Origin of the sequence: Oerskovia enterophila (assembly GCF_001692445.1) — a bacterium.
Taxonomy (GTDB): domain Bacteria; phylum Actinomycetota; class Actinomycetes; order Actinomycetales; family Cellulomonadaceae; genus Oerskovia; species Oerskovia enterophila.
Genome location: NZ_MAQA01000014.1, coordinates 12361 through 31576, shown reverse-complemented (window position 1 = coordinate 31576; position 19216 = coordinate 12361). Strand labels below are relative to the sequence as shown.

The 19216-nt window shown below is 71.2% G+C and carries 15 protein-coding genes and 1 pseudogene; 2 read left to right on the top strand and 14 right to left on the bottom strand.

The window, feature by feature from the left end; all coding sequences use genetic code 11:
• Window positions 1-22 precede the first annotated feature (22 nt).
• The 3 genes from OERS_RS07585 to fdxA all read right to left on the bottom strand — a co-directional run bounded on the left by OERS_RS07585 (window position 23) and on the right by fdxA (window position 3045).
• The gene (locus OERS_RS07585; protein ID WP_056650274.1) at window positions 23-1321 is read right to left on the bottom strand and encodes a citrate synthase; all 1299 of its coding nucleotides are present in this window, start codon (window positions 1319-1321) and stop codon (window positions 23-25) included.
• 251 nt (window positions 1322-1572) lie between these two features.
• On the bottom strand, window positions 1573-2706 hold the full coding sequence (dapC, locus tag OERS_RS07580) for a succinyldiaminopimelate transaminase (protein ID WP_068625330.1): 1134 nt from the start codon (window positions 2704-2706) through the stop codon (window positions 1573-1575).
• Between the two features lie 21 nt (window positions 2707-2727).
• Window positions 2728-3045 (bottom strand): ferredoxin, encoded by a 318-nt coding sequence (gene fdxA / locus OERS_RS07575; RefSeq protein WP_056764260.1) that lies wholly within the window; start codon window positions 3043-3045, stop codon window positions 2728-2730.
• A 90-nt stretch (window positions 3046-3135) separates the two neighbouring features.
• Here fdxA and OERS_RS21970 point away from each other — a divergent pair, with 90 nt between their 5' ends.
• A complete protein-coding gene (locus OERS_RS21970; protein ID WP_248948446.1) occupies window positions 3136-3471 on the top strand; it encodes a hypothetical protein in 336 nt (111 codons plus the stop codon).
• A gap of 48 nt (window positions 3472-3519) precedes the next feature.
• Here the strand turns inward: OERS_RS21970 and OERS_RS07565 are convergent, their stop codons facing one another.
• The 9 genes from OERS_RS07565 to OERS_RS07525 form a co-directional block, all read right to left on the bottom strand.
• Window positions 3520-3921 carry a RidA family protein gene (locus OERS_RS07565; protein WP_068625328.1) on the bottom strand — a complete coding sequence of 134 codons (402 nt, stop codon included), beginning with the start codon at window positions 3919-3921 and terminating at the stop codon, window positions 3520-3522.
• Between the two features lie 179 nt (window positions 3922-4100).
• Window positions 4101-5117 carry a prephenate dehydrogenase gene (locus tag OERS_RS07560; protein WP_068625354.1) on the bottom strand — a complete coding sequence of 339 codons (1017 nt, stop codon included), beginning with the start codon at window positions 5115-5117 and terminating at the stop codon, window positions 4101-4103.
• On the bottom strand, window positions 5114-6112 hold the full coding sequence (locus tag OERS_RS07555; protein WP_082848752.1) for a prephenate dehydratase: 999 nt from the start codon (window positions 6110-6112) through the stop codon (window positions 5114-5116). The genes OERS_RS07560 and OERS_RS07555 overlap by 4 nt, the downstream gene beginning before the upstream one ends.
• Entirely contained in the window at window positions 6109-6996 is an 888-nt protein-coding gene (locus OERS_RS07550; RefSeq protein WP_056654578.1) for a hypothetical protein, read from the bottom strand. Before OERS_RS07550 ends, OERS_RS07555 begins: the two co-directional genes overlap by 4 nt.
• A 292-nt stretch (window positions 6997-7288) precedes the next feature.
• Window positions 7289-10174, bottom strand: a complete 2886-nt coding sequence (locus tag OERS_RS07545) for a VanW family protein (protein ID WP_068625326.1) — start codon at window positions 10172-10174, stop codon at window positions 7289-7291.
• Window positions 10175-10255: 81 nt separating this feature from the next.
• Entirely contained in the window at window positions 10256-10726 is a 471-nt protein-coding gene (locus OERS_RS07540; RefSeq protein WP_197486997.1) for a DUF6113 family protein, read from the bottom strand.
• Window positions 10723-11844: a PIG-L family deacetylase gene (locus tag OERS_RS07535; protein ID WP_068625324.1), complete on the bottom strand. Its 1122-nt coding sequence runs from the start codon at window positions 11842-11844 to the stop codon at window positions 10723-10725. The genes OERS_RS07540 and OERS_RS07535 overlap by 4 nt, the downstream gene beginning before the upstream one ends.
• Window positions 11845-11941: 97 nt before the next feature.
• Window positions 11942-13852, bottom strand: a complete 1911-nt coding sequence (gene typA / locus OERS_RS07530) for a translational GTPase TypA (protein WP_068625323.1) — start codon at window positions 13850-13852, stop codon at window positions 11942-11944.
• Window positions 13853-14100: 248 nt separating this feature from the next.
• Entirely contained in the window at window positions 14101-15924 is a 1824-nt protein-coding gene (locus OERS_RS07525; protein ID WP_068625322.1) for an ABC transporter ATP-binding protein, read from the bottom strand.
• A 71-nt stretch (window positions 15925-15995) separates the two neighbouring features.
• Between OERS_RS07525 and OERS_RS22395 the strand changes: the two are divergent.
• A pseudogene (locus tag OERS_RS22395) lies at window positions 15996-16301 on the top strand (PH domain-containing protein); the annotation flags it as partial.
• Between the two features lie 253 nt (window positions 16302-16554).
• Here OERS_RS22395 and OERS_RS07520 read toward each other — a convergent pair.
• On the bottom strand, window positions 16555-17610 hold the full coding sequence (locus OERS_RS07520) for an ABC transporter permease (RefSeq protein ID WP_068625321.1): 1056 nt from the start codon (window positions 17608-17610) through the stop codon (window positions 16555-16557).
• The gene (locus OERS_RS07515; RefSeq protein WP_068625320.1) at window positions 17607-19133 is read right to left on the bottom strand and encodes an ABC transporter permease; all 1527 of its coding nucleotides are present in this window, start codon (window positions 19131-19133) and stop codon (window positions 17607-17609) included. The genes OERS_RS07520 and OERS_RS07515 overlap by 4 nt, the downstream gene beginning before the upstream one ends.
• Window positions 19134-19216: the final 83 nt, after the last annotated feature.

Below are 19216 nucleotides of genomic sequence, written 5' to 3'. Positions count from 1 at the left end.
TCAGCGATGGCGATCGACGAGGTCAGCGACCGTCGACCGGCAGGTACGGACGCTCGGTCGCGCCCGTGTAGACCTGGCGCGGGCGCCCGATCTTGGTCTGCGGGTCCTTCATCATCTCGCGCCACTGCGCGATCCACCCGGGCATGCGGCCCAGGGCGAACAGCGGGGTGAACATGGCCGGCGAGAAGCCCATGGCCTTGTAGATCAGGCCGGTGTAGAAGTCGACGTTCGGGTAGAGCTTGCGCTCGATGAAGTAGTCGTCGTTGAGCGCGATCTCCTCGAGCCGCAGCGCGATGTCGAGCAGCTCGTCCTTCTTGCCGAGGGTCGAGAGCACCGCGTCGGCCTTGGCCTTGACGATCGCCGCGCGCGGGTCGTAGTTCTTGTAGACCCGGTGCCCGAAGCCCATGAGGCGGACGCCGTCCTCCTTGTTCTTCACCTTCTTCATGAAGGTGTCGACGTCGAAGTCGCTGTTCTGGATCTTGTCCAGCATCGACAAGACGGCCTCGTTGGCACCACCGTGCAGCGGGCCCGAGAGCGCGTTGACGCCCGCGGCGACCGACGCGTAGAGGTTGGCGTGGCTCGAGCCCACGACGCGCACGGTCGAGGTCGAGCAGTTCTGCTCGTGGTCCGCGTGCAGGATGAGGAGCTTGTCGAGCGCGTCGACCACGGTCGGGTCGGACTCGTACTTCTCGTAGGGCGTCGCGAACGTCATGCGCAGGAAGTCGTCGACGTACCCGCGCGAGTAGTCCGGGTAGAGCAGCGGCTCGCCCACGGCGCGACGGTGCAGGTAGGACGTGATGGTCCGCGTCTTGGCGAGGAGCAGGACCGTCGCGAGCTCGACCGTCTCGTCGTCGAACGGGTCGAGCGACTCCGGGTAGAACGTCGACAGCGCGTTGATCGCCGACGACAGCACCGCCATGGGGTGCGCGTTGCGGGGGAACGTCCCCATGAACGTACGGAAGTCCTCGTGCACCAGGGTGTGGCGGTTGACGCGCTCGACGAACGCGTCGAGCGTGGGCCCGTCCGGGAGCTCGCCGTGGATCAGGAGGTAGGCGACCTCGAGGAACGTGGACTTCTCCGCGAGCTGGTCGATCGGGTACCCGCGGTAGCGCAGGATCCCCGCGTCGCCGTCGATGTACGTGATCTCCGACTCGCACGAGGCGGTGTTCATGAACCCGGGGTCCACGGTGACGAGCCCGGTCGACTTGAGCAACGAGGACACGACGATGCCGTCGTTGCCCTCGGTCGCTGCGACCACGGGCAGGTCCTGGCTCGATTCGTTGACGACGAGCCGAACGGTCGCCTGCTGGGTGGTGGTCATGTCTTCCTTCCTTGCGCGCTGCCGCTCCCCCTGCGGGTGGCTGCGCGTGTCTTCCGTGGTGTCGCCGCGAGATCGCCACCTGTCCGGCCGAGCCGTCGGTGGCCGAAGTGTCGGACAGCGTTGGCCTGGGTCGACGGTACTCGCTTCACCCACACGTGACCAATCTGGAACGGTCACACAACCGACACTCGCCTGTGATGCGGGTCACAGGCGAGAACGAGGCGCAGTTCGCCCAACAATCGACAGGTGGGTCACACCGCGGTCAACCGGGCCGCCGCCTCGTGCACCCGCTCGTCGCTCGCGGTGAGCGCCACGCGGACGTGACCCGCCGCCGTCGGGCCGTAGAAGGCCCCGGGACCCACGAGGATGCCGAGGTCCGCGAGAGCCCCCACGGTCTGCCAGCAGTCCTGGTCCTCCGCCGCGCCCGCGGGGCGCGACCAGAGGTACAGACCCGCCTGCGACCCGTCGACCTCGAGACCCGCGTGCCCCAGCGCAGGCAGGAGCACGTCCCGACGTCGCCGGTACACCTCGCGCTGCGCCGCGACGTGCGCGTCGTCCGTGAGGGCCGCGACCATGGCCGCCTGGACCGGGGCCGGCACGATCATGCCCAGGTGCTTGCGCGTCGTGAGCAGGTCGGCGACCACCGCCGGGTCGCCCGCGACGAACGCGGCCCGGTACCCCGCGAGGTTCGACTGCTTGGACAGCGAGTAGGCGGCGAGCAGGCCCTCGTTCGACCCGCCGCTCACGCGCGGGTCCAGGATGCTCGGCACGCCGGAGCTCGCGAACGGCTCCTCCCACGCGAGCTCGGCGTAGCACTCGTCGCTCACGACGACCGCGCCGATCTCCCGGGCGGCCGCGACCACCCGCGCGAGCTCCTCGACCCCGAGGACCTCGCCCGTCGGGTTGCCCGGCGAGTTGACCCAGACCAGACGCACGTCGTCGCGCCCGGCCCAGTCCTCGACCCGGTCGGTCGCGAGCGGGGTCGCCCCGGCGAGCCGGGCACCCACGTCGTACGTGGGGTACGCGGTGGCCGGGTGCACGACGACGTCCCCCGGGCCGAGCCTCAGCAGCGACGGCAGGAGGCCCACGAGCTCCTTGGAACCGACCGTCGGCAGCACGGCGTCCGGGTCCAGCCCGGGCACGCCGCGACGCCGCGCGAACCAGTCGACGACGGCCTCGCGCAGCGCGGGCGTGCCGTGCGTGGTCGGGTAGCCGTGCGCGTCACCGGCTGCGGCGAGCGCGTCGCGGACGACGGCGGGGGTCGGGTCGACCGGCGTGCCGATCGAGAGGTCCACGATCCCCCGCGGGTGCTGACGGGCGCGCTCGGCGAACGGCGTGAGCGAGTCCCACGGGTAGGCGAGGCCACCCAGGCTGGCGAATCCCATGGTGTTGTCCGGCCTCCGGGCTCAGGCCTGGGGGGCCAGGGCAGCGATCATCGGGTCGTCCTTCTCGATCATGCCCATCTTCGCCGCACCACCCGGCGACCCCAGGTCATCGAAGAACTCCACGTTCGCCCGGTAGTAGTCGCTCCACTCCGAAGGCACGTCGTCCTCGTAGTAGATCGCCTCCACCGGACACACCGGCTCGCACGCACCACAGTCCACACACTCGTCAGGATGGATGTACAACGACCGCTTGCCCTCGTAGATGCAGTCCACCGGACACTCCTCGATGCACGCCTTGTCCTTCACGTCCACACAAGGCTGAGCAATCACGTACGTCACGTCGGAGGTCCTTCCACCTTCTGCACAGGGCACTTCCCCCTAGTATCTCTCAGGAGACGGACATCCTGGCCACCCGCCGACCAAGGGAGCGTGACGACTGCTGTGAACCCCTCGCACCGCTTCCCCGCCGTCGACCCCGATTGGGCCGACTGGCCCACGGGCACGCGCGTCGTGCTCCGCCGGCGCCTGAGCGCCGCGGAGTCGCTCGCGACGCGCGACGCGGCGAGCGGCGAGGCCGCGAAGACCGTGACCGACGTGATCGGGATCGTCCTGTCGACCGTGCCCGGCCGGTCCGTGACGGTCCGCACCGACGCCGGCGGATCGCGCGAGGCGGTCGAGGTGACGATCCCCGCCGACCAGCTCGTCGCGGCCAAGCGCATCCCTCCGAGGCCACCCCGCCGGCTGCCCCGCCAACCGGTCGACTGAGCCCGGCACCGGGCCGAACCCCGCGCGCGGGGCCGTCCCCGCCCGGCCTCAGCCCGGGACGACCGCGGCGATCGCGCTCACCTCGATCAGCGCTCCCGGCACCCCGAGCCCCGCGACGCGCGCTGCGGTCACCAGCGGCGGCGCCCCGGAGGTCGCCAGCCGCGGCGCGATCGCACCGTAGGCCGCACCGAGGTCCGCGTCGGCGACCAGCAGGACCGTCCACTGCACGACGTCGGCGAGCGAGGCCCCCGCTGCCTCGAGCGCGATGCTCACGTTGTCGATCGTCCGGACCGACTGCTCGACGACGTCGTCCGAGACGACCGCGCCCGTGTCGTCGACGCCGTTCTGGCCGCCCACGTAGATGGTCGCGGCGCCCGCAGGGACGATCGCGACATGACTGAACGCCGGGCTCACCACGAGCCCGGCCGGCTGCATCCGTGTGATCTCCATGGCCCCCACGGTTCCACGGACCCCCGACACCGGCAGCGCGAGGGGCACCCGGGCGGCACCCGGGCGGCACTCGAGCGGCACCCGAGCGGCACTGGGGTGGCCCGCGGAACCGGGACCGGCTCTCGGCGGCGCAGGACAACGGCTCCACGGCGGGACCGCCGTGCCGCCGAAGGCCGGGCCTACCGGTGCAGGCCCACGAGCGAGTCCTGCACCGAGACGACGGCCCAGCCCGCGAGGCAGAGCTCGACGAGCTCCGCTGGACCGTCGGGCTCCGCGAGGTCGACCGTCAGCTGCTCCCCCGAGCCGTCTCTCACCGGTACCCCTGACTCGCCCGACGACGGCCCGGCGGCGCCCCGAGGCTGCCAGGTCGACCGGACGTCGTCGGCCCGGTCGAAGAACTCCGACGTCGAGGCGTTGGCCTCGAGCGCCGTCGCGAGCGCCTCCAGGTCCCGTGCCGCGAGACGCAGGGCCGGGGCGACCCACCCCGCGTTCTCGGTGAGCATGGCCTCGGTCCGGCGTGGATCGGTCCGGCCCACCCGGGTCCCGTCCCGGAAGCTGCCCGCCGCGAGCGCCAGCGCGACGTCACGCACCGGGGCCGCCGAGACCAGGTTCAGCAGCTCGATCGCGAACGCGTGCGGGACGTGGCTGACGAGCGCCGCTGCCTCGTCGTGCACCTCGTCCGTCAGGACGTAGGCGCTCCCACCCGCGGGTCCCGTCACGAGCGCGAGCAGCCTCACGAGCAGGTCCGCCCGCGTGCGCTCGGTGACCGTGACGGCCCACCGCGCGCCGTCGAGCAGCGACGCCGAGGAAGACCCGAAGCCAGACTGCTCGGTACCCGCCATGGGGTGCGCACCGACGTAGCGCTCTCCCAGCCCGCACGCGTCGAGGACGTCGCGGACCGGCCCCTTGACCGACCCGACGTCCGTGACGAGGGTCGTCGCCGGCACGTGGCGTGCGACCTCGGTGGCCACCGGACGCATGGCCCGCAACGGCACCGCGAGGACCAGGACGTCGGGGGCAGCGCTGCACAGGGCCTCGACTTCCGCCGCCACGAGGATCCCGGCCGTCGCGGCCTCGGCGCGCGTCGCGGCCGAGGAGTCGTACCCCGTGACCTCGATCCCCTGGGCCACGAGCCGCCGGGCCAGTGACCCACCGATGAGCCCCAGGCCCAGGACCGCGACGGTCGGCGGCGTCATGCCCACAGCAGCCCCCGGTCCAGCTCGTCGGCTCCGGCGCCCGCCCCTACCGACCCCACCGGGACGTGGTCGCTCGAGAGCGCCTCGTCGATCTCGCCACGGGCCGGGAAGACGCCGAGCGTCTTGACCGAGTCCCCCGCGGCCAGCAGGCCCTCGAGGACCTCACGCACCGCCGGTTCCCACGGTGCCGCGTCGGCCGTCAGGACGAACACGTACTTGCCCTCGAGCGCCTTGAGCGGACGCGTGATGAGGCTCGACAGGTTGACCCCGCCCGCCCCGAACGCCTGCGTGATGCGCGCCAGGACCCCCGGTCCCGTCACGAGGGGCGTGAGCGCGAGCATGGTGCGCCACTGTGCGGGCCCCGCGGCCCGCGCCGCCGCGAGCGCGTCGCGCGCCCGGTCTCGCCGGACGATCGTGAGGAACCGGGTCCGTGCGCCGTGGAAGTCCTCGACGCCCGCCTCGAGCAGGTCCAGGCCGTAGAGCTCTCCGCAGATGCTCGGGCCCAGCGCCACCTGGTGCACGGTCGCGTCCCGGCAGGCCGCCGCGTTGGACGCGGCCGGCACCGGCAGCGCCCCCGAGCGCGTCACGAAGCCCTGGCACTGCGCCAGGCCGTGCGGGTGCGCGGTCACTTCGGTCAGCTCGCCGTGGCCCGGCCGGACGAACGCGTCGAACGTGATCTCGAGGACCACCTCGTCGATCGCGACGACGTCCTCGCTGCCCACGATCGCGTCGAGCGACGGGACGACGTAGCCCTCGACCGAGCTCTCGATCGCGACGATCCCCTGGTCGAAGGCCCCCGAGGCGACCCCCGCGTAGACGTCCGTCACGGCCTGGACGGGCACCAGCTCGACGGGCACGCCGTCAGGGCGCTCGGCACGGTCCGAGGTGCCGGGTGATGCCGGGCCCGCAGCGTGCTGCGCCTGGGACCGGACCCACTCCACGGCCGCCTGGTGCGTGAACGTGCCCTCCGGCCCGAGGTAGGCGACCCGGCTCACGAGCCCACGTGCTCCGGCGCCCACTGCGGCACCAGGGCGTCCGGACCGGGCAGGAAGTCACGTCCCGGGAGCACCGCGAGGACGCGGTGCGCGACGTCGCGCGCCGCGAGCTCGGTCACGAGCGAGGACAGGACCGACGCGTCGGGGCACGAGAACGACGAGAAGAAGATGTGCGGCCCCGCGAGCGAGCGGTGGCTGCGCAGGTGCTGCATGTCGATCCCGCTCTCCGCGATGACCGACAGCGTCTGCTGGAGCGAGCCACGGTGGTCGTCGCGCGGACCGAACGCGAACCACACCTGCGCCTGCCCCTCGACGACGGGCGCGGGGCGCCTGGCCTCGACGAGCCCATACCAGATCGGGGCGCCCGCGCTCAGCTGCTCGCTGCCCGGGATCTCGGCCCATCCGGCGGGGATCTCCGAACGCTCGACCACGAGGGTCCCGTCCCGGCCCGAGAGAGCGATGCGCTCGTCGAGCGCGGTCCGCGACGGGACCAGGCGGGGGTTCGCACCCAGGGTCCGCAGGACGTGACGGCAGTCGCGCATACCGGCCTCGTCGACGACCACGCTGCCCGTGGCCTGCCCGGGCCGACCCACCCACACCCACTGGGCGGGGACCGCGACGGCCGACGTCACGACCAGGGACGGCGACGCGGCCAGGAGCGCCCGCTCGAGGTCGTGCGACGGCTGTGCAGGGTGCCCGATGTGCATGACGGCCGCCAGGTCGTCGATGCTCGCGACCGTCGCCAGGGTCGACGTCGTGGACCCCAGGTCCAGCAGGTCGTCGGCGCCGGTCCCCGCGGGCAGACCGTCCGCGCCGTGCCACTTCGCGATCTGCGCCGCGAGCCGCGCGTGGGCCCCCGACTCGCGTTCACTACGTCCGAGCATCGAGTGTCTCTGCCTTGCCTCGAGGGGTGGCTGCGCGAGCGCAGCGCCGGTCAGCGTCCGCCGAGCAGTCTAGCCGCGGGGGCACGACCTGGCGGCGGACGCCAGACCCTGTGGGACGGCCCGGATCACGCGCGGGCCCCGACCCTACGTGCGGTGACAGGCGTGGTGCGCCCCACGACGGAGCGGGCCGCGGCCTGGTGGCCACGACCCGCTCCGTGATGGTGCCCGGCGCCATGCCGCGCACCCGACAGCGACCCGCCGACCTCCGGTGGGAGGTCAGCAGGTCAGCTCGTCAGGGCGCGCAGACGACCTGGTTGTCCGGCTTGTACGTCCACGTGTTCTTCTCGTCCTTGACGACCTTGCCGTCGAGCAGGACCTTGCGAGGCGTCGTGATCGTGAAGCCGGGGTTGCCCTTGGGCTGCGGCACGCAGTCGGCACCCGAGTGGGTCACCGTGCTCGGCTGGACGACGTTGCGCTTCTCGCCCTCGCTCGTCTGCACCTCGTAGTACTTGGTGCTCCAGATCGCGACGTGCAGCTCGCCGCCTGCGACCCACGACTGCATGAGGACGCCGTAGGGCGTGTCGTTCTTGAACTTCATGTCGATCGAGCCGACGAAGATGGTCGCCTCGCGCCCCGCCGGGTAGCGGGTGAACCAGTAGCTGTGCTGGCGGTGCTCGACGTCGTCGAGGCCCGCGAAGAACCCGGCGTTGTAGGTCGTGGTCGCCATCTGCGACAGACCGCCACCGATGCCGTCGACGTGCTTGCCGTCCTGGACGATCCCGGCCGAGAAATAGCCGCCGGCCTTGGTGATCGGCGACAGCGTCTCGGTCAGAGAGAACGTCGCGCCCGGCAGCACGAGGGTCCCGTTGACCTTGCTCGCACCCACGCGCAGGTTCTCGGTCCGCTGGGCGTCGTTCGTCAGGGGCGTCGAGAACTCGGAGATCTTCTCCTTGACCCCGAGAGCCTCGAGCGCGGCGACGGACTGTGCGGGGTCCGACTCGACGAGCTCGACGGTCGCCGTCCGCTCGGTGCCCGCCCCAGCGGTCGCGACCGCTGCACTGAGGGCTGCGGGGTCGATCGTGGTCCCGGGTGCACCGCCCTCGATGACGGGAGCGCCGTTGACGAACACGAACTTGGCGTCGGCCGCCTCGTTGAGCAGGTTGTCCGTCCCGTCGACGACCGCCTCGAGGAGCGTGGCCCCGTCGAACGTGAGCTGGAGCGAGCCGTCCGCCGCGTTGAAGGCCGCGGCCTCGGCCAGCACGGCCGGGCTCAGCTCGGCGCGCTGTCCGCCGACCTCGACCGTGACCGGCGCGGAGACCAGGGTCGTGGCCTGCGCCAGCGCTGCGTCCGTCTCGGCCTGGGTGATCGCCGGGGCGATCGGGTCGGTCGGCAGCTCGAGCGGCTGCGCGGCCGTGAGCCACGACGACTCGATGATCGTGGTGGCCTCGTCCGCGACGACCTCGGCGCCGTCCTGCGCCGGCGTCGCGGTCGGCTGCCCGTCGGTGAACACGACCGAACCGTCGACCGGCTCGAGGTTGAGGCCCGCCTCGATCTCCGCGACCTGGGCCGCGAGCTTGGTCTTGTCGACCGTGGTGACGGGCGGCTCGTCCTCGCCACCGAAGAGCTGCTTCCACAGCTGGACCGGGCTCATGGAGAACGACGTCAGCTCGTCGGCCGTCGCCTGGGCGTCGAACGCGAGACCCGCTGCCGCAGGGTCGAGCGTCGTGGTCGCCTCGCCGGCCTGGAGCGTGATCGGCTCCTTGGCACGTCCCGAGAGCCCCTTCTCGAGGGCTGCCACGGCGGAGGTCCGGTCGAGGCCACCGACCTCGACGCCCGCCACCGTGGTCTCGGGCGGCACCTTGTCCGAGTAGAACCACTGGGCACCCGTGTAGAGACCACCGAGCACGACGACACCGATGCCCGCCCACAGGGCGACCTTGGGCAGTCGGCTCGGAGCCTTGTCACCGGACAGGCCTGCGAGCGGCGAGTCGTCGGCCGGCGGCTCCACGTTCGCCGGGGCAGACGCCCCGACGGGCGTGAAGGCCGAGGTGACGGACGTCCGCGCAGGAGCGGACGGTGCGGGGGGCACCGCAGGGCCCGACGTCGCGGCACTCGTCCACGCGGACGTCGCCGGAGCGAAGGGTGAGGTGGGCACCTCGGAGGCCGCGGGCGCCTCGACCGGGGTCGCGGGCACCTCGGGGACGTCCTGCACGGGCGCGATGACCTGGGTCGCCTGGACGTCCGGGGCCGGGGCGGCCGGGGCCGGGTCGACGGCCGCGGCCTCAGACGCAGCGGCGGCGGGCGCGGTGGGCTCTGCGGAAGCGACGGGCGCAGCGGCGGCGGGCGCGGGTGCGTTCTCCACGGGCGGCAGGACCTCGGTCACAGCGCCGGTCGGCGCCTCGGTAGCCACAGCCTCCGTGGCAGCGTCCGACTGATCGAACGCGAAGACCCGCGGCGAGTAGGGGACGTCGTCGTCATCGTCGAACGACGGACCGCGCGGTGCCGCGGAAGCCGTGGCGGTCGACTCGGGAGCGACGGCCTGCTCGGCAGCGCTCGCCGACACGGTGGGCGCGGCAGCTGCCGGCACGGTGGGCTCGGCAGCCGCCGGCGCCGGTTCGATGGGTGCAGGTGCGGCAGGAGTCACGGCCTGGGCCTCCGACACGGGGGCCGCGGGCTCGGGCGTCGTGGTGCCGATCGGCTCGGGCGTCTCACCTGCGGGAGCTGCTGCCGCTGCGGGAGCGACCGGCTGGGGCGCCGTCGGGAGGACGGGGTCTGCGTCGGAGACGACCGGCGGAGCGTCCGCAACGGCTTCCGCCGTGCCCTCTGCACCGAGCACCTCGGCGGGCTGCTCGTCCGGGGACGGAGTGTCCGCAGCCGATGCTGCCTGGTCCACGAGGACGGTCGGCTCGCTCGACGTGGAGCTCTCGACCGGAGCCGGCTCGTCCGCGGGCTCGACGATCTCCGGACCGGAGGCGGCGGTCTCGGCCTCGGGTGTCACCGTGTCCGACACGGTCGCGGAGGCCTCGCTCGCCGGGCTCGCCGGAGCGCCGGCCGCACCGGGCACCCCTGCCGGGGCTGCCGCGGACTCAGCGACCGGGGCTCCTGACTCCACAGGAGTCGCAGTCCCGTCGCTCAGGCTCGGGTCGGGCGCGTTCTCACGCTCGGTCGGGTGTCCCATCGACTGTCTCCGTGATGATGTGGGTGCGCGGTCGAGCCGCGACGAAAGTGGGGGGATGCGGGAGCCCGCACGGGGGCAATTCTATGCGTCTGTACCGAAGTGTCCGGTGGTTGTCCGGGGTGAAGATCCCGTGGTGATCTGCGGCTGCGACGACTCGTCGCTCGCGCGGGCGACGGCCCGCACGGGCCGGTCGCTGAACCAGGACGCCGGCAGGAAGGCGGTGACCGCCACGAGCAGCATCCCGCCGTAGACCCACACGAGCCCGACGGTCTGGTTGGGAACGAGCAGGTCACCACCCGGACCGCGCATCGACAGGACCTGGACGGCGACGACCCATCCGATCGCGAAACCCACGACCCCGGCGTAGCCGGCCCAGGCCCGCGCGAGGGTCCCGGCGGCCAGCACCGCGAGCAGCGCGACGACGACCCCCACGGGAAGGAGGTGGTCGGTCACCACGACTCGGTGCATGACCGTGCCGACGATGCCCACGACGAGGCCCAGCAGCACGCACAGCAGCGCATGCGTCAGGCGACGGGTTCCGGTCTTCTTCACGACGTCCACGCTACTGGTCCTGTCTGATCATTTCCCGTGAACGTGCGAGAGGCTCCCGCAGACTCCGAGGTCACCGTGTAGAACTCGCGTGAAGGAAGGGCAGCGAGGACGTCGTTGCTCAGCGCGTACCAGCCGAGCGCCTCCGCGGCACCACCCTGGCCCCCCTCCCTCGTCGGGTCCCCGTCGCCGCTCCCCAGCGCGACGCCGACGTGCTGCACCTGGGTCGCGTGCGCACGCAGTGCGCCGACCACGGCACCGAGCACCGGCCTGACGTCGACCACCACGACCTCCTCGAGACCCTTCTTGGCCACGGGGGGCAGCGGCTCGTCGGGGTCCGGCAGCGTGAGCTCCGGGTGCTCGGAGCGCAGCGTGGCGACGCCGGGCAGGACGGCCAGCTCACGGCGAGCTGCTCGCGCGACCTCGGCGGGCACCACCGACTGCCACAGCTCGAGGTCGTGACCGGCCGACGGGTCGCCTGCGCGAGCACCACCCACCCGGACGACCTCCGGGTCCGACGCTCCGCCGTCGGGCACCACGGAACCCTCTTCCCGGGCGATCTCGATCGCGCGGACCGTGATCTCGTGCGCCCGCACGTGGTCCGGGTGGCCGTAGCCGCCCGACGGCTCGTACGTCACCACGACGCGCGGGCGTCGCTCGCGCAGCACGTGCGCGAGCCGGCGCGCCGCCTCGTCGAGCGGGACCCCGACCAACGCCCCCTCCGGGAGGTCCGCCTCGGCCGCAGCCCGGGCGATACCCGGCGCGGCCCACGCCATGCCCGAGTCCCGGAAGGCACGCTCACCGGCCTCACCCGGCGAGCTGCGAGGCTCGTCGGGCTCGACCTGGTCGAGGAACACGTGGTCGGACACGCCCAGGCTCTCCAGCGCGGCGGCCAGCTCGCCTTCCCGGTGCGCCGCGAGGGCCGGACCGTCGCCCTCGAGGTGCGCGAGCTCGGCGCCGATCACCTCGCCCTGCTCGCCACGCGTGCACGTCACGAGCGTCACGGGTTCGCCCGACGCCGCCCAGGTCGCCAGCAGCGCGCCGGTCGCGAGCGTCTCGTCGTCGGGATGGGCGTGCACGGCGAGCAACCCGCCGCGGGGCCGGACCGGCTCGGTCCTCATGCGCTCTCCAGAGGGGCAGGAAGCGCGGAGCCCGCGCCGCCGGTCACGAGGACCGGCGGCACGGGCTGCACGCTCAGGCGGACGGCTGAGCCGGCGCTCAGGACTTCTTCGCGCGGGAGAACGCGCGGGCGCGCTCGGTCTGGTCGAGGATGACCTTGCGGATGCGCACGACCTCGGGGGTGACCTCGACGCACTCGTCCTCGCGGGCGAACTCGAGGGACTCCTCGAGCGTCAGGTGCTTCGGAGGGGTGAGGTTCTCGAACGTGTCGCTCGACGCGGCACGCATGTTCGTGAGCTTCTTCTCCTTGGTGATGTTGACGTCCATGTCCTCGTTGCGCGAGTTCTCGCCGACGATCATGCCCTCGTAGACCTCCTGCGTGGGGTCGACGAAGAAGGAGCCACGCTCCTGCAGGTTGATCATCGCGAACGGCGTCACCACACCGGAGCGGTCCGCGACGAGCGAACCGTTGACGCGGGTCTCGATGGGGCCGGCCCACGGCTCGTAGCCCTCGGCGATCGAGGACGCGATGCCCGTGCCGCGCGTGTCCGTGAGGAAGCGCGTGCGGAAGCCGATGAGCCCACGAGCCGGGACGACGAACTCCATGCGGACCCAGCCCGTGCCGTGGTTCGACATGGTCTCCATGCGGCCCTTGCGCTGCGCGAGGAGCTGCGTGACGTTGCCCAGGTACTCCTCGGGCACGTCGATCGTCATGCGCTCCATGGGCTCGTGGCGCTTGCCGTCGACCTGCTTGGTGACGACCTGCGGCTTGCCGACGGTCAGCTCGAAGCCCTCACGACGCATCTGCTCGACGAGGATGGCGAGCGCGAGCTCCCCACGACCCTGGACCTCCCACGCGTCAGGACGCTCGGTCGGCAGGACGCGCAGCGACACGTTGCCGATGAGCTCCTTGTCGAGGCGGTCCTTGACCTGGCGGGCCGTGACCTTGTGGCCCTTGCCGCCCTTGCCCGCGAGCGGGGACGTGTTGATACCGATCGTCATCGAGATCGCCGGGTCGTCGACCGTGATGAGCGGCAGCGGACGCGGGTCGTCGGGGTCCGTGAGGGTCTCACCGATGGTGATCTCCTCGATGCCGGCGACGGCGACGATCTCGCCCGGGCCCGCGGAGTCCGTGGGCACGCGGGTGAGCGCCTTGGTCTCGAGGAGCTCGGTGATCTTGACGTTCTGCATGGTGCCGTCGGCACGGGCCCACGCCACGGTCTGGCCCTTGTGGATGGTGCCGTTGAAGATGCGCAGCAGCGCGAGGCGGCCGAGGAACGGCGACGCGTCGAGGTTGGTGACGTGCGCCTGGAGCGGCGCGCCCTCCTCGTACGTGGGGGCCGGGATCTTGTCGAGGATGACCTTGAACAGGGGCTCGAGGTCCTCGCTGTCCGGGACCGAGCCGTCGGCCGGCTGGACCGTCGAGGCGCGCCCGACCTTGGCCGCGGCGTAGACGACGGGCATGTCGAGGATCGCGTCGAGGTCGAGGTCGGGGACCTCGTCCGCGAGGTCGCTCGCGAGACCGAGCAGCAGGTCGGTCGCCTCGGCGACGACCTCCTCGATGCGCGAGTCGGGACGGTCGGTCTTGTTGACCACGAGGATCACGGGGAGCTTGGCGACGAGCGCCTTGCGCAGCACGAAGCGCGTCTGGGGCAGCGGGCCCTCCGAGGCGTCGACCAGGAGCACGACACCGTCGACCATGGACAGGCCGCGCTCGACCTCACCACCGAAGTCGGCGTGGCCCGGGGTGTCGATCACGTTGATCGTGATGCCGTCGGGCTGACCGGCGGCGATCGCTGCGGGACCGGCATAGTGCACGGCGGTGTTCTTCGCGAGGATCGTGATGCCCTTCTCGCGCTCCAGGTCACCGGAGTCCATGGCCCGCTCGTCGACGTGCGCGTGAGCGCCGAAGGCGCCGGACTGGTGCAGCATCGCGTCGACCAGGGTCGTCTTGCCGTGGTCGACGTGGGCGACGATCGCCACGTTGCGCAGGTCAGAGCGCACAGACATACAGAACTCATTTCGGGAGAGGAGCAAGCGACGGAGGTTTCCGCCCCGGAGTTGGTGGCCAGCAGACGGGCGCCGCCCGCGCAGAGCACGCGCGCGCCGTCGTCCGGGCACGGCTATCTTACCGGGTGCAGGCCAGTGCGTGGAGGGGGTGCTCCGTCACACCCCGCTCCCCTGCCCGCAGACGCGAGATGCCCGACGACGGCGCGTGCCGTCGTCGGGCATCTCACCCGCGCTGTGCGCGAGACCGGTCAGACCGGCTGCTGCGGGATGCGGTCGCCCTCGAGGTCCTCGCGGTCCTCGTCCTGCGTACGCGCGAGAGCGCCGAGCTCCTTGCGCTCGTCGCGCGCCAGGTCGTTCTTGGACGCGTCGAGCAGGGCGTCACGCACCTCACGACGCCGACGCTGCTCGGCAGGGTCCGGCACCGGCACCGCAGCGAGCAGGCGCTGCGTGTACGGGTCCACGGGCGCGTGGACGATCTGCTCGGTGGTCCCGACCTCGACCAGCTTGCCCTGGTGCATGACCGCGACGTGGTCCGAGAGCATCTCGACGACCGCGAGGTCGTGCGAGATGAACAGGCACGCGAACCCGTGCTCACGCTGCAGGTCCTGGAAGAGGTCCAGCACACGGGCCTGGACCGAGACGTCGAGAGCCGACGTCGGCTCGTCCGCGACCAGCAGCTTGGGCTCGAGCGAGAGCGCGCGGGCGATGCCCACACGCTGACGCTGGCCGCCCGAGAGCTCGTGCGGATACCTGTTGCGCATGGCCCGGGGCAGCTCGACCTGGTCCAGCAGACGCTCGACCTCGGCACTCAACGCCTTGCCCTTGATGCCCTTGTGGAGCATGAGGGGCTCGCCGATCGACTCTCCGATGGGCAGGCGCGGGTTCAGGGACGAACCCGGGTCCTGGAAGACGATCCCGACCTCCTTGCGGAGCGGGCGCAGCGCCTTCGGGGAGACCCCGACCATGTTCATGTCGCCGACGCGCAGCGAGCCACCCGTCACGGGCAGCAGCCCGACGACGGCGCGGCCGATGGTCGTCTTGCCCGAGCCGGACTCGCCCACGAGGCCGAGCACCTCGCCCTTGCGGATCGAGAAGCTCACCTGGTCGACGGCACGGAACGCCTTCTGCCGACGGCGGGCCGGGTACTCGATGATCATGTCGGTCGCCTCGAGGACGACGTCCTTGTCCACGACCGGAGCCGTGGCAGGTGCACGGTGCGTCACGGACTCGACGCCGGTCTTCGACGTACCCAGGTGCGGGACGGCGTCCAGCAGACGACGCGTGTACGGGTCCTTCGGCGCGCCGAAGACCTCTGCCGAGGTCCCACGCTCGACGACGTGGCCGTCCTTCATGACCATCATGGTGTCGGCCATGTCCGCCACCACGCCCATGTCGTGCGTGATGAGGATGATCGCGGCGTCCACCCGGTGACGCAGGTCGCGGAGCAGGCGCAGGATCTCCGCCTGGACCGTGACGTCGAGCGCCGTCGTCGGCTCGTCGGCGACCAGGAGCTTGGGGTCGCAGGCGAGGGCCTGGGCGATCATGGCGCGCTGACGCTGACCGCCCGAGAGCTGGTGCGGGTACGCGTCGAAGCGACGCTCGGGCTCGGGGATGTCCACGAGACGGAGCAGCTCGATCGCACGCTTCTTGGCCTCCGAGGGGCCGACCGTGAAGTGCGTGCGGATCGTCTCCACGATCTGGAAGCCGACCGTGTAGACGGGGTTGAGCGCGGTCATGGGCTCCTGGAAGATCATCGAGATCTCCCGCCCACGGATGTTGCGCAGGCCGCCCTGCGTCAGGCCGATGAGCTCGCGGTCGCCCAGCTTGGCACTACCGCGTGCGCGCCCGTTCGAGGGCAGCAGACCCAGCAGGGCGAGCGAGGACTGGGACTTGCCCGAGCCCGACTCGCCCACGATCGCCAGGACCTCGCCCGCGTACAGGTCATAGCTGATGTCGGTCGCCGCCGGGTACCAGACCCCGTCGACGTAGAAGTCCACGCCCAGGTCGCGCACCGAGAGCACGGGGCTCCCCGTGGGCGTGAACTGAGGCACGGAAGATGTGTCGATGGCCACGATGATCAGTGTCCTTCCAGCAGGTGGGAGACCTGGCGCTCGTGGCGCCGCATCTCTGGGAACATGGGGCCATGGGTCCCACGAAGGTCTTCTTCTCGATGTACGGCCGAGTGCTCACCGTGGCGGTGGGCGTGGTCGGTGTGATGCTCTGCGCCGCGATCTGGACGTCCGACGGCGCGGCCGCGGGCCTGCGCACGCTGCCCGGCGCGGCACTGGTGACCTGGGCGGTCGCCATGCTGTTCTGGGCGCCACGCGTCGAGGTGTCCGACGGCGGGATCGACGTCCACAACGTGGTGCGCAGCGTGCACGTCCCGTGGCCCGCGTTCGAGGGCGCCGAGACACGCTGGTCGCTCGAGGTCAGGTACCGCGGCGGCTCCGTGACCGCCTGGGCCGCGCCCCGGTCGAGCGGCAGCGCACGCTGGCTGCGCACCCGCCGTGACGGTACCCAGCGCGGCAGCGGCGCCACGCGGCCCTCGTCGCGGCGGGCTACCTCGATGCCCGCCGCGACGACACGCCCGGCGCCAGCACCCGCTGGAACGTCCGCCAGCTCGCCGTGCTCGGCGCCCTGGTGGTCGCGACGATCGTGGTCACGACCGTCGGAGGGTGACCCGACGCGCCGTGGCGCGCAGGTCACGGGGTGCTCGGTTCCGCAGCGGCACCCGTGCCGTCGGTCGGGCGCGTCGTGGGCAGCGGACGCTCGATGCGGCGCGCACGCGCCATCTTGCGCAACGAGGGGATCCGCTTCTGACGCGGGTCGAACGCGTCGCGCAGACCGTCACCGATGAAGTTCACGCACAGCGCGATCGACACGATGAAGGCACCCGGCCACCAGAAGAGCCAGGGGCGCGAGGCGAACGCCTGCTGGTAGTCGTTGATCAGCAGACCCAGCGAGATGGACGGCGACTTGATGCCGACCCCGAGGTAGCTGAGCGACGTCTCCAGCAGGATCGCCGAGCTCAGCAGCAGCGTCGTGTTGACGATGATGACGCCGACCGCGTTGGGCAGCATGTGCTTGAAGATGATGCGCGTGTTGCTCGCACCGGCGACACGAGCCGCGTCGACGAACTCCCGCTCGCGCAGCGAGAGGAACTCGCCACGCACCAGACGGGCCAGCGGCGGCCAGAGGATCAGACCGAGGAACGCGCCGAACACCGCAGCGTTGTTGCCGCCCGACATCAGACCGAGGACGGCACCCAGGACGATCACGGGCATCGTGATGATGAGGTCCGTGAAACGCATCAGGAGCGAGTCCGTCGTGCCTCGGAAGAACCCGGAGAGCGCGCCGACGACGATGCCCATCACGGTCGCGATGAGGCCCACCGAGAACATGATGATGAGCGACGTCTGCGTGCCGCGCATGACGCGGGCGAAGATGTCACGACCGGCCTCGTCCTGCCCGAAGGGGTGCACCGAGCTCGGGGCGCCCCCGTTGACCAGAGGGTTGGTCGCTCCCTGACCGGACGGGACGAAGTTCCACCAGCCGGTCCACGAACCGAAGCCGACCGAGGTGACCGCGAGGACCGTGATCAGCGCGAGGACGACGACCGAGATGACCGCGCCCTTGTGGCGGAGGAACCGCCGGCGGACGATCTGGTTCTGCGAGAGCCCCTCGACCTCCTTGAGCTCGATCTGGTTCTCGACGTTCGGGTCGAACGTGGAATCTTGAGGAGAAATGGCGTTGCTCATGCGTTCACCCGGATCCGCGGGTCGAGGGCTGCGTAGATCAGATCAGCCACGATGTTGGCGATGATGGCGAGGGCCGCCACGATGACGAGGTACGCCATCACTGGATCGACCTCAGCACCCTGCAAGGAGTCGATGAACAGGGTGCCCATGCCCGGACGGGCGAAGACCTTCTCGGTGATGATCGCGCCACCGAGGAGCGTGATGACGTCGATCGGGACGATCGTCGCGAGCGGAATCAGCGTGTTGCGGAACCCGTGGCGCATGATGACCGTCCGCTCCGGCAGGCCCTTGGCGCGCGCGGTGCGGATGTAGTCCTGGCTCATCACCTCGAGCATGCTCGACCGCGAGTAGCGGGTGTAGCCGGCGAACTGGATGAGGACCAGCGCGATCGTCGGCAGGAGGAGGTGCGTGAAGCTGTCCAGGGTCCCGACCCAGAAGTTGCCCCCGAGGTTCGGGGTGGCGTCTCCGATGGTCGCGAGCGGCCGGCCGTTGATCGCCGGGGCCTTGAGGTAGGCGGGCCAGATCGACATGACCTTGTCCACGAAGATCATGGACGCCACGAGGAACGCCGTGATCGCAGCGCTGCGCGCGGAGATTCCTCGGTCCGGTCCTCCCCAGAGGTAGCCGATGCCGATGCCGACGGCGATCGTCAGGACCGCGAGGCCACCGACGAGAGCCCAGCTGTCGACCGCACGGAGGACGGACCTCAACGGGTAGTAGAGCGCCAGCCCCAGTGCCACGGTCGACAGCGCCGCGCCCAGGGCCCGGCGGTTCTGCAGACCGGCCGTGAGTGCGGTGATCGCGAAGGCGAGCGCCGTACCCGTGATCAGGATGATGACGGGGCCGAGGTTCGGCTGGAGCCACCAGTTGGAGAGCTGGAGGTAGTAGAGCGCGCCGACGGTGACCAGGAAGGCGCTGCCGAACGTGATGAGCCGCTTGCGGGCCGTCCCGCCGAAGGCGAGCATCCAGGCAGTCCCTGCCAGCGCACCGGCGACCGCTATCACGAGCGGACTCAGCGACGGATCCTTGAGGAAGTCGTTGAAGCCGATCGCCCCCCACTGCTTGAGCAGCACGGCGACCCAGAAGGCCGGGAGCGAGTAGAGCACGAAGGACAGGAAGATCGTGATGTAGTCGAACGAGCTGTACTGGCGCAGCGCGCTCACGATGCCGATCATCACGCCGAGGATGATCGCGATGACCGTCGCCGCGGCGACGAGCTGGATCGTGGAGGCGACGGCCCCCTGGAGCAGGCTCGAGACGGGCTGACCGGAACGCCAGCCGACGCCGAAGTCGCCGGTCACGAAGTCACCGAGCCACTTGAAGTAGCGGATCACCGGGTGCGTGTTGAGATCCAGGATCTCGGTACGCTCGGCGATCCTCTGCGCCTTGACCGCGCCGTCCGTCAGCGACTCGAGGTCTTCGAAAGGCCTGATCGACTTGCTCACGAGCAGGTACATGGCGAACGTCGACACGAGCAGGGTTCCCAACCCTGCCAGCAGACGCCGCGAGATGAAAGAGAACATTGGAGGGCATACCTCGCTGAAACTAGGGACCCAGGTTAGGGCCGGGCAAGTCTACGCGCGGGTAGCGCGAGGAGACGTTCAGC